Here is a 12,568-nt window from a genome sequence, read left to right as displayed (position 1 = left end):
AGCGCATTAATTCACAGTTAAAGGTGGTTAAACAATTGGCAAACATATTCCCTATTTCAGTAAACCTTGATGAGCCAGTGCGTGCCTATTTTGGTGCTGATTTGGCAACCGATATCACATCGAATCATACTTATGTAATCGGTTTTGGCTTTGATGGTACAGCGTGTTTTCGTAAAGGCACGCGCTACGGGCCAGACGGCCTGCGTGCCGTTTCTGAGGATATCGAATCGTATTCGCCATACTTAGATCGCGATTTAGAGGATTACGAATTTTTCGATTTAGGGAATTTACAGCTTGGTGATAGCACTGATGTGGAAGCGCAGTGGCAGCAAGCGAGCAATGATTTCAAAAAAGTATTCGATACCATCGATATACAGGCCAACGATATAAAAATACTTACACTTGGTGGCGAGCATTCCATTTCCTATGCGCCCATTGTTAAGTATCTAGAGCAATATCCGGATCTTGTATTGCTGCACTTGGATGCTCACGCCGATCTGCGTGATGGCTTTACTGGCTATCATTATTCTCACGCCTCAATTATTCGCCGGGCGCTCGACCATTTTGGGCCCGGCCACGAGCTCATCCAATATGGTATTCGTTCAGGCACGCGCGAAGAATATGCGTTTATGCGCGAGCACAAAACCGTGCGTACTTCACGTAAAGATTTTCTCGATAGCGTGGCGGCCATACCAGCCGATCGCCCGATTTATTTAACACTGGATTTAGATTATTTCGATCCATCATTTTTGCCCGGCACCGGCACACCCGAGCCCGGCGGTGAAGATTTTCATTCGTTTGTGAGCCTCATCAAGCTACTCAAAGAGCGTAACTTCGTGGGTTGTGATGTTGTTGAGCTTTCACCACAAATCGATCCCACCGGAAATTCAGATGTATTCGCGGCTAAAATTGTCCGCGAGTTGTTACTTGTACTTGAGGAGAGCCGCGCATGAGTGCCCCAAGCTTGAATGAAAAATGGAACATTGAAGATGCGGAAGCCTTGTACGGTGTGAACCGCTGGGGTGCAGGCTATTTCAGCATTGGCGAACATGGCAACATTCAAATATCGCCAAACCATCGCAAGCCCGATGTGTACATTGATATGAACGAAGTGCTCGAGGAAATGAAAGCCGAGGGTATCGAATTCCCTGCGGTTATTCGTTTTCACGATATTTTACGCTCACAAGTAGAAATCATTAACGAAACTTTTCGCGATACTATCGAAACAGCCGATTATCAAGGTAAGTATGTCGGCGTTTACCCGATCAAAGTGAACCAGATGCGGGAAGTAGTAGAAGAAATTCTGGATGCCGGTGAAGCCTACAACTACGGGTTAGAAGCCGGCTCAAAGCCGGAACTCATGGCTGTTTTGGCTTACAACGAGAATCCTGAAGCCCTAACAATTTTGAACGGCTATAAAGATGAAGATTATTTAACCCTTGCCCTATTGGGACGCCACATTGGCCGCAAGATGATTGTGGTCGTTGAGAAATTCTCTGAACTTGAAATGCTGGTGCGGTTATCGAAAAAATACAAGATTGATCCGATGATTGGTTTGCGTTCAAAAATGATGGTTCGCAGCACCGGGAAGTGGTCGAGCTCTAGTGGCGATCGGGCAAAATTTGGTTTAAGCATTGCAGAAATCGTAAATGCCATGGAATATTTGAAAAGCCACGATATGTTGCACTGCGCAAAACTACTGCATTTCCATATTGGCAGCCAGATTTCGGATATCCGGAAAATAAAAGAAGCGGTAACCGAAGGCGCACGTTTATACGCGAAATTAGTGCAAATGGGCGTTCCTTTAGAGTATCTCGATATCGGTGGCGGTTTAGGTATTGATTACGATGGCAGTAGTACCACCACAGATTCTTCCCGCAATTACTCCACGGAAGAGTATGTTGCCGATATCGTTTATGGCGTCAAACAAATCTGTGATCTTGAAGAAGTGGCTCATCCAAGTATCGTCAGCGAGAGTGGCCGGGCCATCACCGCACACCACAGTTTGGTAGTTACAAACGTGGTTGGCGAAGTGAACCCCGGCGCTACTGATTTTGATTTCAGCCCGGAAGAAGGTGAGCATGTACTTGTCAGTAACATGCGCGAGCTTGTAAACGGCAACGATATTCATCCACAAGAGCGCTACAACGATGCTGCTGCATACAAGCAAAGTGCTTATGAAGCCTTTAAGCTCGGTATCTTATCGATCCGTGAGATGGCGAAAATTGATACCATTTATTGGCGCGTGCTTACCGATATTCACCATGCCTTAGACCATGAAACTCGGCAAATTCAAGAACTCGATGAATTAGAAGATGCATTAGCGAGCCAATACCTTGCCAATATGTCGATCTTCCAATCGGCCGCCGATACTTGGGCCATTGGCCAGTTATTGCCAATAGTGCCGCTTACGCGCTTGCATGAAAAGCCGGAAGTGCGGATATCTATCGCCGATATCACCTGCGATAGCGATGGGAAAATTGGTAAATACATCGAAGGAAATAGCATCAGCGATAACATTCCAATGCATCGCCTTCGAAAAGGCGAATCCTATCCGATTGGCATGTTCTTAACCGGCGCTTATCAGGATGTAATGGGCGATATGCACAATTTATTTGGGCGTTTAACGGAAGTTCATATTTTTAGCCATGATGATGAACCAGGTGCTTTTTACATTGAAGAAATTGTGCCTGGCCACTCGGCTGAAAAAGTATTGGAAACCATGCAATACAACACCGATTATATGGCCAAAATGGTGAAAAAATCGATCGATAAGCAAATCCGTAAAGGTTCATTAGCTCCCCGCGAAGGTGTGCGTTGGAGCGATTTTTACGAGCGATGCTTGGCCGGCACAACTTACCTACGGGAAGAACGCAAATAAGCCTTTGTTCAGGAAAACGCCTAGAAATGGGCATTTCCTGAGCAGTTGAACCGCAAACGCCAAAAAGCGGTTGACTTCAACTGCCAGAAAACGTTTAATTGCACCCACTTTACGCAACAGCGTAAAACAAAAATTTGCCCGGATAGCTCAGTTGGTAGAGCAGAGGATTGAAAATCCTCGTGTCGGTGGTTCGATTCCGCCTCCGGGCACCATTATTTCAAAGGCCCTGCTAGCAATAGCGGGGCTTTTTGTTTTAAAACACCTTAATTAGAATTATCCCTCGCTGAAAAATACCCCTTCTTTGGTAGATCGGTTTTAAGTATACAAAAACACCTATTTTTTCCCTCGCAATTCTTTAATTTTATGTTAATCTTCCCGCGCTTTTATTGGTGCGCTTAACTTGGCCTACCCCACAGATACTTACGCACGAATAAAGCCCCCCTCCGCTCTACGTTAAAGCTTGGCAGCACACATGTGCGCGCCTATTAGTTGCAGGTTTTAGAAATGAAAATTGCAGTAGGAATACTCGCTCTACTATCAGCGGTGCTGTTCAGCACGCCAGCCTATGCCGCTGTTCCCGAACTCGATATGACCAATACCACCATCGGCTTTTTCGCCCTCGGTATCTTTATTCTCGCCTACATCTTGGTGATGGGGGAAGAAAAGCTGCATATGCGTAAATCCAAGCCAGTGCTGGTTGCCGCTGGCGTTATATGGATTCTCATTGGCTGGGTTTACACGCAGCAAGGCATGCAAGATTCGGCCGAACATGCATTCCGGCAAACCTTACTAGAGTTCTCTGAGCTCATGTTATTCCTCTTAGTAGCAATGACCTACATTAACGCATTGGAAGAACGTCGGTTATTCGATGGCCTGCGTTCTTGGCTTATCCGCAAGGGGTTTAGCTATCGCTCACTTTTCTGGATTACCGGTGTTTTATCCTTTGTTATTTCGCCGATTGCCGATAACTTAACCACTGCACTTCTAATGTGCGCCGTAGTGATGAAAGTGGCCGAGGGCGATAAGAAATTTATTGGCATTTGCTGTGTGAATATCGTGGTGGCCGCGAATGCTGGCGGCGCTTTCAGCCCCTTTGGTGATATCACTACACTCATGGTATGGCAAGCGGGTATGGTAGCTGCACAGGAGTTCTTGGCGTTGATGGTGCCGGCATTGGTGAACTTCCTGATTCCAGCAACAATCATGAGTTTCTTTATTGAAAACCGGAAACCAGAAGCCCTGAGCGAAAGTGTTGAGCTGAAGCGCGGCGCCTTCCGAATTACCGCCCTATTCTTGCTCACTATCGCCACCGCCGTAGCCTGCCACACTTTGCTTAATCTACCCCCGGTTTTAGGCATGATGATGGGCCTCGGCTATTTACAATTCTTTGGCTATTTCCTCCGCATGACCCTACCCGGCTCGCTGGCCCGAAAAAAGGCTATGGCCGAACGTGTGGGTGATCAAAAAAGGCTCGAACGCCTCGGTAGCGTGGTACCTTTCGATGTATTTAGCCGCGTATCCCGCGCTGAGTGGGATACCTTGCTGTTTTTCTACGGCGTTGTAATGTGCGTAGGTGGTTTAGGGTTTTTAGGCTACTTGGGCTTGATGTCGGATTTTCTCTACAGTGAATGGAACCCCACCTATGCAAACGTAGTTCTCGGTATGGCATCGGCTGTGATCGATAACATTCCCGTGATGTTTGCTGTACTCACCATGCAGCCGGAAATGTCGCATGGGCAGTGGCTTTTAATTACACTCACAGCCGGCACTGGCGGTAGCTTACTCTCGGTGGGCTCTGCCGCAGGTGTTGCCCTAATGGGGCAAGCGCGCGGTTATTACACCTTCATGACGCACCTAAAGTGGGCGCCTGCCATATTCCTCGGCTATATCGCTAGTATTTTTGTGCACCTTTGGTTGAATGCGCATACTTTCGATTTATATGGCATCGTGTGATAGCGGGCTTATTTAGCCCGCTCTGCAATGTATAAAGCGAATCTTCGGATTCGCTTTTTTCTTATCTGCTTTTTCTCCTCACCTACTATTCATCACATTTATGCGTTTAATTAATAACCATGTCATTCATCAAGTGAATGGTGATAATTTTATATATAGATTGGATGAATACCAAAGCTAAGCTCATACTCATTTTGTGTTTAACATTGAACTAACAAATTAGGCGTGATTATGAGCAGCAATGAAAAACCAACCCAAGATTTAGTGTTCGCCAAAGAGCTAACGAACGAGTTCCGCAGTATTTTTAGCGAGCAAGCACAAGCTCTTATTGTGGAACTAACCCGAAAGTTTCGGCCTCGCTTACAAGAGCTCTTAGTAAGCCGCAAAGTGGCGCAAGATACCTACGATAATGGTGCGCTTCCTGATTTTGCAAAAGAAACTGCGGATATTCGTAATGGTGAGTGGCGCATTGCGGCTATCCCGAAAGATCTACAAAAACGCCATCTTGAAATTACCGGCCCAGTAGAACGAAAAATGATTATAAATGCGCTCAACGCTGATGTTGATGTGTTTATGGCAGATTTCGAAGATGCGCAATCGCCTACTTGGGAGGGGTTAATTCAAGGCCAGATCAACTTACGCGATGCAAACCTCGGAAACATATCCCACACCGATACAAAAAGTGGCAAAGAATACGCACTCAAAGAAAATCCAGCCATGCTTATTGCGCGAGTACGCGGCCTGCATCTTCCGGAGAAACACCTTCTCGTTGATGGCCAGCCAGTTCCCGGAGCGCTACTCGATTTTATCCTCTATTTCTTACATAACTACCAATCTCGAGCAGAAAAAGGAAGCGGCGTTTATTTGTATGTGCCGAAGCTTCAACATCATCAAGAAGCGCTTTGGTGGAATGATGTATTCAGTTACCTCGAAGATAAACTCGAACAGCCGCGCGGCACTGTTCGCTGTACTGTGCTGATTGAAACCTTACCTGCGGTGTTTCAAATGCACGAAATTCTGCACAGCCTTCGTCATCATATTGTGGGTTTAAATTGTGGCCGCTGGGATTACATCTTTAGCTATATCAAAACGCTGCGTGCACATGCCGATAGGGTATTACCCGATCGACAAGTAGTTACCATGAACCAACCTTTTCTTAGCGCCTATTCACGTTTGTTAATTAAAACCTGCCATCAGCGCGGTGCCCTTGCTATGGGCGGCATGGCGGCATTTATCCCGAGTAAAGATAGCGCCGAGAACGCCGAAATCTTGAAAAAAGTAAGAGCGGACAAGGAACTTGAGTTCAGTAATGGCCACGATGGTACCTGGATTGCTCACCCCGGATTAGCACCCACTGTACGCGATGTGGCGGCTAAATATCTAGGCGATTACCCCAATCAAATCCATGTAAGCCGGGAACAAGATGCGGAAATTAGTGCTGCTGATTTACTCGAGCCAAGCACCGGCGAAAGAACCGAAGAAGGTATGCGAACCAACATTCGTGTGGCGCTGCAATATATTGCGGCTTGGCTTTCGGGTAAAGGCTGTGTGCCCATTTATGGATTAATGGAAGACGCCGCTACCGCCGAAATCTCGCGAACTTCGATTTGGCAGTGGATTCAGCACGGTAAAGCGTTATCTGATGGCCGCAAAGTAACCAAAGAGCTGTTTCGCACAATGTTAGCGGAAGAGGCAGATGTTGTAGCCCAAGAGGTTGGCAACGAACGCTGGCAAAGTGAAAACTTTGCAACAGCAAAAACGCTACTTGATGAAATCACTACGGCCGATGAACTCACAGAGTTCCTCACCCTACCCGGCTATAAACATTTATAAACCTAAAAACTTGTACTCAACAACAAATTTAAACGGAAGGAACACCACCATGACCACACCAAAACATATGCAAAAAGAAGTTGCCGCTTTGGAACAAAAATGGGCAACAGAAGATCGCTGGAAAGGCGTAGAACGCACATATAGCGCGGAAGATGTTATTCGTTTACGGGGTTCACGAAAAACCGAATACACCCACGCGGCCAAAGGTGCTGAAAAGCTATGGCGTTTAGTTAACGGCGCGGCACAAGAAAAGTTTGGCAAAAATTATGTTAATGCGCTCGGCGCGTTAACTGGCGGCCAAGCCGTGCAACAAGTAAAAGCCGGCCTTCAAGCCATTTATCTATCGGGTTGGCAGGTTGCCGCCGATAACAACTCAGCCGCCAGCATGTATCCGGATCAATCACTTTATCCCGTTGATTCAGTGCCAAAAGTAGTGGAGCGTATTAATAACTCTTTTGCTCGTGCCGATCAAATTCAATGGTCGAAAGGTATTGGCCCTGATGACGAAAGCTACGTGGATTATTTTGCCCCTATCGTAGCGGATGCCGAAGCGGGTTTCGGTGGTGTATTAAATGCTTACGAACTCATGCTTGGTATGATCAAAGCCGGTGCCGCCGGGGTGCATTTTGAAGATCAACTAGCCTCGGTGAAGAAATGTGGCCACATGGGCGGTAAAGTTTTGGTACCTACTCAGGAGGCCGTTCAGAAATTAGTGGCCGCTCGCTTAGCCGCCGACGTTGCGGGGACAGATACACTTATCGTAGCCCGCACCGATGCCAATGCGGCCGATTTGTTAACCAATGATGTTGACCCCAACGACACCCCATTCCTAACCGGTGAACGCACGAGCGAGGGTTTTTATAAGGTAAAAGCGGGCATCGACCAAGCTATCTCTCGCGGCTTGGCCTATGCACCTTTTGCTGATTTAGTTTGGTGCGAAACGGCAAAGCCAGATTTAGAAGAAGCACGCCAGTTTGCTGAAGCTATTCACGCTAAATACCCAGGTAAGCTTTTAGCTTATAACTGCTCACCTTCGTTTAACTGGAAGCGCAACCTTGATGATGCCACGATCGCTAAATTCCAGCGTGAACTCGCTGCTATGGGTTACAAATTCCAGTTCATCACCTTAGCGGGTGTTCACAACATGTGGTATCACATGTTTAACCTCGCCTACGATTATGCGCGGAACGATATGTCGGCGTATGTGAAGTTGCAGCAAGAAGAGTTCGCCTCAGCTGATCGCGGCTATACCTTCGTTGCTCACCAACAAGAAGTGGGCACTGGCTACTTCGATCAGGTAACTAACGTGATTCAAGGTGGGGTATCTTCGGTAACCGCATTAAAAGGCTCAACTGAGGAAGAGCAATTCTCTTGAGCCCGAGCAATTTTCATTGGCAAGAATAATTTGCTTGAACAAGAACAATTCTCTTAAGCAATAAAAAAAGGGGGCATTACAAAATGCCCCCTTTCGTATGTTTGCTATCAAAACTTAACCTACAGAGCCGATTCCTGTACCTGCCCGTTTTGTTTGTAAATCACACCTTCTTTCATTACAAAATCAACGTTTTGTAAAAGGTTCATGTAGCGTAGAACATCACCACGCACCGCAATAATATCGGCCACCTTACCTTCCTGCACGGAACCGAAACGATCTTGCACGCCCATCATTACCGCAGGCCAATAAGTAGCTGCGCGAATGGTATCTTTGGCATCAAACTCCATGATATCTACCCACCACGCCATTTCTTGCCAAGTAGATTGGCAATGAAATTTCATGGGAATTCCACTATCGGTACCAATCATCATCACCACACCGGTATCTTTTAACTGAGCAATTTTATTTTTCAGTGTTGAACGGCGTAAAGGTGTAAGTTGCATGTAGCCAAGTTGCGCCGGCTGAGTAATAGAAGAACGAATATCGGCAACGATATCTTCCGATAACCCCATCTCCCAGCACGGATCATCTAAGCGCGTAGGGTTATCTACGGTATTATTGTAATTCCACAAACCTTCCACGGTTGGTGTCCAAAATAACAAGCCATCGAATATGCCCGTTGCAGTGCGTTCAATAAGTGCATCAAGAATATCTTGTGGGTAGCCAGGCGCAGTAGTTAAACCGGTATGCTCAAAGTTATCGATACCAATATCCAAGCCCACACGAATCTCATCAGGCTTATGGGCATGCCCAACTACTTTCATTCCTAATCGGTGTGCTTCATCCACAATGGCTTGTGCTACTTCAAGCTCCATATCGTCGTGGTCGATCAACTTCACCATTTCCATGCCTGCTTCGTGCAATTGCTGCACACGGCGCTGGGCTTCCGCTACGGTGCGCACTTCCCACCGATAATCCCGTTGCCACTCATCTACCTCATGCTGAAGAAACGGCCCCGAGGTATAAAGGTGCGGCCCCGGAATTCGGCCGCTCCGAATTGCCTCTTTTACATTTACCGAGGCTTCAAGAGGCGCTCCTAAATCACGGGTACTAGTTACACCCGCGAGCAACAGTTGCAATGCTGCGGCAGGCATAATCTCACTTTCAAACCGATCGGCGTATGTTGAATTCCAATGCGGGTAATCAGCGTGCCCAACTAACATTAAATGCGCATGATTCTCCCAAAGCCCCGGAAGCAAATCATGGCCGCCCATGTTAATTTCCCGATAGCCTTCAGGCACGGGTAAGGTATCGATAGTTCCTACCTGCTGAATAATGCCGTTATCGATAAGCACTACACTACGCAAAATAGGGTTAGCTACTGTACCATCGATTAAACGGCCGCCCACTAGGGCAATTTTTTCCGCCTGTGCAGGCCATGCACAAGCAAGTAATACACAAAATATAATTCCGCGAACCATAGCGAACCTCTTTATTGTTGTTGTTTGTATTTTACTCAGCTTAGCCTGTAATAATCGATATAACAACGATTTAGTAAAGTGTTAGGCTGAGCCTAACGCCGCGGTTTTTCTTGCGGCTTACCTTTTAACTTAAGTAGCTTCATCATATTTTACGTGTAAAAAACGAATACACTGTGGATAGGGAAAAACATCGGCAATCACCCCAGCTTTAATTTTTTCCTGCTGCTCACCCCAATAATCAGCACTAGCCAATTCAGGGTAGAGGTCTAAAAACTGTGCTCTTAATTTCGGGTTGTAAAATACATACTGAGGTAGCTGCTCAGGAAAAACATCGTTCGGAGCCACCGAAATAGAAGATGAATCTTGCAACGAATCTTCCATCGATTCGGCTTTCGGTAATGCCCTAAAGTTCATCTCGTGCAGATACTGAACTTCATCATAATCGTAAAACACCACCCGTTTAGTTCGAGTAACCCCAAAGTTTTTCAGCAACATATCGCCAGGAAATATATTCGCAGCCAACATATCTTTTATTGCTTGGCCGTAATCTTGAATTATGGCCTTGGTTTCCTCTGGGTTTGCATACTCCAAGTATATGTTCAGCGGTGTCATCCGTTTTTCGATATACATGTGGCGGATAATCAGTAAATCGTTTTCAAACTCCAATGAGCTGGCAATGCTCTTTTTTAGTTCCTCGAGAAGATCAGCTGAAATACAACTCAAGGGTAAAGCTACGTTGGAATACTCAATGGTATCGGCCATACGCCCCACCCGATCGTGTCGCTTTACCAGCTGGTAGCGCTTCAATACGGTATCGCGGCCGAAAGGCTTGCTTTCGCCGAATTCATCGCGAATAACTTTAAAAACATAAGGAAAAGAAGGCAGGGTGAACACCATCATCACCAAACCGCGAATACCCGGTGCCGCAACCATTTGTTCATTAGTATCAGCTAAATGATTTAACAGTTCCCGATAGAATTCGGTTTTACCTTGTTTGTGTAACCCAATCGAAGAATAGAGTTCGGCAAGTGTTTTGCGTGGCATCAAGCCCTTAAGAAAACGCACTAGCGCCGAAGGTGCGCGCGTATTCACCATAAAATAAGCGCGAGAAAAACTGAAAATAATGGTCATTTGGTTTACATCAGTAATCAACGCATCAAGAAACAACTCGCCTTGTTGATTCACTAAAACCGGCACAATAAAGGGATATTGTTGATCCTCAGTAACGATGCGCCCTACCACATAAGCCGCTTTGTTCCGATAAAATGGATTTTGCAATACATCTAGGCGGAGTTGGTGCGCCGCCAATGCTCGAACATTAGATTGCCGCTGAAAAGCGCGCATCAACTGGGCAATATTCGCCTCTAAATCGGCAAACTTAGCCGTAAAGTGCATTTCGTTAATAATCCGGCGGAGCGTTTCTTTCACTCCCTCAGCAACAGGAAAATAGCTCTGATATTCAGTTTCTACCGGCAAAGGAATGCGCCGCGCTAACGTTGATTCCACGAAAATAAATTGATTATGAAAGTAACGGCGGTGAAATAATTTGCAAAAAACCGAGTTGAAAAAGGTTTCTGCTAGCTCGGCTTGTGGATGAAATAACAACAATTCCTCGTAAGTGCTACGCACCTCTTGCCAAAGCTCAGTGTTCGGCTCATCAGTGGCTAATTCTTGATTCAGCATTGCAATGGTTTCTTGCACGCGCAAATCATAAAACGAAATACGATCCCGTGCCGCCGCTTGTAGTTTCCCCCACGCACGCGCTGTAAAGTGCTGCTCAGCAGTATTCGTAATGGCTTGAAACAGCTGATAGTGGTGGTGAAACCCCTGTAAAATCAAGCGCGCGATGCGCCGGCTTTCCGCCATAAAGTATTCTCCTAAATTCTAGAACTAAGATTGCAGTTCTGAATTGCTTCTTTATAATTCATTCATCTTATTTATTATCATCGGCACAGGCAATTCATCTGATGAATCATTTTCGAAATATCGATCTCAATCTTTTGATCTATCTTGATGCGTTATTGCGAGAGCGCAATGTTACTCGAGCTGCAGAACAATTAAATATTACCCAGCCGGCTATGAGTAATGGCTTGAAACGCTTACGGAATTTGTTAAACGATCCCTTGCTGGTACGCACTAGCGAAGGCATGGTGCCTACCGAGCGAGCCCTATCCATGCAACAGCAGGTTCGGCAAATTCTTTACTCGGTTGAAGAAGTTATTCAACCTTCGCGCTCTTTTACTGCGGAAACCAGCGAACGGGTATTTCGTATTATGGTATCCGATTACGCCGCCTCTACGCTTATGTCGCCGCTTCTAAAGGCATTACGCGATCAAGCACCAAAAGTAACGATCGATTTAATGACGCCAAGTGATGTGAGTTTTCACGATGTAGAAAACGGCAAAGTCGATATTGCCATTAATCGCTTCGATGATTTACCGCAATCATTTCACCAAAAAAATCTCTGGAGTGATGATTTCACCTGTTTAATTCATCATCAACACCCAATTATTGAAGATTATTCACTCGAAAGCTACTTAGCCGCGCAACATTGTTGGGTGAGTAAAACCGGTTTTGGCGTTGGTATCGGCATGACACCCGATGCGGTGCAAAAGCTGGGTTGGGTAGACGAAGCATTGGCTAAAATTGGCCATCAACGCCGTATTCGCGTGTTTACGCGCAACTATCACGTGGCTATGCACTTGGCGCGAGAAGGCTTAATTGCCACACTACCAACCCGAGCTGCGGAGCTTTATGCCGATAGCCCCGATTTAGTGCTACGAAAACCGCCATTCCCAATTCCAGCGATTGATTTACAAATGATTTGGAGCCCGTTGCTACAACATGATGAAGGCCACCGCTGGTTCCGCCAGTTAATGGCAGATGTAGCCGCTGAGTGCTGCGAGTGAGGTAAGAATTGCGCATTAAATAGAAAAGGCACCTTAAATAAGGTGCCTTTTTTGTATGTTACTTTTGTGCGTTACTTTTCTGCGTTACTTTTGTGCGTAAACCTGGTTTAAAGCCGTTTACTGCAAATCGTTTATC

Annotated in this window: 8 protein-coding genes and 1 tRNA gene; 7 read left to right on the top strand and 2 right to left on the bottom strand. The window is 46.1% G+C overall.

Annotated features, from left to right (window positions below; translation table 11 throughout):
- Positions 1-35 precede the first annotated feature (35 nt).
- From speB to aceA, 6 genes are all read left to right on the top strand, one after another.
- Complete coding sequence (gene speB, locus CWE08_RS11475; RefSeq protein WP_126768378.1) at positions 36-953, top strand: agmatinase; 918 nt, start codon at positions 36-38, stop codon at positions 951-953.
- Positions 950-2,881: a biosynthetic arginine decarboxylase gene (speA, locus tag CWE08_RS11470; protein WP_126768377.1), complete on the top strand. Its 1,932-nt coding sequence runs from the start codon at positions 950-952 to the stop codon at positions 2,879-2,881. Before speB ends, speA begins: the two co-directional genes overlap by 4 nt.
- Positions 2,882-3,017: 136 nt before the next feature.
- Positions 3,018-3,093: transfer RNA gene (locus CWE08_RS11465), tRNA-Phe, on the top strand.
- A gap of 292 nt (positions 3,094-3,385) precedes the next feature.
- On the top strand, positions 3,386-4,834 hold the full coding sequence (nhaD, locus tag CWE08_RS11460) for a sodium:proton antiporter NhaD (RefSeq protein ID WP_126768375.1): 1,449 nt from the start codon (positions 3,386-3,388) through the stop codon (positions 4,832-4,834).
- A 231-nt stretch (positions 4,835-5,065) separates the two neighbouring features.
- Positions 5,066-6,667, top strand: a complete 1,602-nt coding sequence (gene aceB, locus CWE08_RS11455) for a malate synthase A (protein ID WP_126768374.1) — start codon at positions 5,066-5,068, stop codon at positions 6,665-6,667.
- A 49-nt stretch (positions 6,668-6,716) separates the two neighbouring features.
- Positions 6,717-8,042, top strand: a complete 1,326-nt coding sequence (aceA, locus tag CWE08_RS11450; RefSeq protein WP_241973895.1) for an isocitrate lyase — start codon at positions 6,717-6,719, stop codon at positions 8,040-8,042.
- Positions 8,043-8,161: 119 nt separating this feature from the next.
- Here the strand turns inward: aceA and CWE08_RS11445 are convergent, their stop codons facing one another.
- Positions 8,162-9,523, bottom strand: coding sequence for an amidohydrolase family protein (locus CWE08_RS11445; protein ID WP_126768372.1), 1,362 nt, complete (start codon positions 9,521-9,523; stop codon positions 8,162-8,164).
- A gap of 129 nt (positions 9,524-9,652) precedes the next feature.
- Entirely contained in the window at positions 9,653-11,389 is a 1,737-nt protein-coding gene (gene aceK, locus CWE08_RS11440; RefSeq protein WP_126768371.1) for a bifunctional isocitrate dehydrogenase kinase/phosphatase, read from the bottom strand.
- Between the two features lie 101 nt (positions 11,390-11,490).
- Between aceK and CWE08_RS11435 the strand changes: the two genes are divergently transcribed.
- Positions 11,491-12,432 (top strand): LysR family transcriptional regulator, encoded by a 942-nt coding sequence (locus CWE08_RS11435; protein ID WP_126768369.1) that lies wholly within the window; start codon positions 11,491-11,493, stop codon positions 12,430-12,432.
- The last annotated feature ends 136 nt before the right edge of the window (positions 12,433-12,568 follow it).

It is taken from the genome of Aliidiomarina iranensis, assembly GCF_003987135.1.
Taxonomy (GTDB): domain Bacteria; phylum Pseudomonadota; class Gammaproteobacteria; order Enterobacterales; family Alteromonadaceae; genus Aliidiomarina; species Aliidiomarina iranensis.
The sequence above is the reverse complement of the archived record's forward strand: the minus strand, read 5'-3'. Positions and strand labels throughout refer to the sequence as shown.